The 697-nt window shown below is 54.7% G+C and carries 1 protein-coding gene; it reads left to right on the forward strand.

Annotation, left to right across the window (positions count from 1 at the left end; genetic code table 11):
* The coding region (locus tag CWM53_RS08695) for a fimbria/pilus outer membrane usher protein (protein ID WP_165785045.1) at positions 1-697 on the forward strand (697 nt) is incomplete at both ends.

Below are 697 nucleotides of genomic sequence, written 5' to 3' on the forward strand. Positions count from 1 at the left end.
ACCAGACTTACGTGGCGCCTGGGGCATTTGAAATCACCGATATGTATCCAAGCGGCGGTAGCGGCGACCTTTACGTTACCGTAGAAGAGTCGGACGGTTCCAAACAAGAGTTTGTCGTGCCGTTCGCCACCCTGCCGGTAATGGTGCGTGAAAATCAACTGGAGTATGAGATTACTTCCGGTAAATATCGTCCTTACGATGGCGGAGTTGATGAGACCCCCTTTACCCAGGCCACCGCGACTTACGGCGTCTCCAGCAGCCTGACGCTTTATGGTGGCATGCAGGCGGCCTCGCGCTACCAGGCCCTATCGACAGGTCTTGGCTATAACCTGGGCGAGCTCGGTGCCGCCTCAGCAGACGTCACCCAGGCTTGGTCGAAAAAGAAAGACGATGAGAAGACCTCAGGACAGTCCTGGCGGGTACGTTACGGGAAAAATATTGTTGAAACTGGCACTAACGTCACCATCGCGGGCTACCGCTATTCCACCCGCGGATTTAATACCCTCTCCGAGGTACTGGATAGCTACTCTAATGACGGCAACTATAGCCCACGCTCGCTGCGTAACCGCACCAACCTGACGGTGAACCAAAGCCTGGGTAAAGGCCTGGGTAGTCTGTCCGTTAGCGGGTTAATTGAAGATTACTGGGACGATAAGCGTACCAACAAATCGATCAGCGTGGGGTACAACGGCGGTTT

This window comes from Klebsiella sp. A-Nf5 (assembly GCF_002810545.1).
Classification (GTDB): Bacteria; Pseudomonadota; Gammaproteobacteria; order Enterobacterales; family Enterobacteriaceae; genus Klebsiella; species Klebsiella variicola.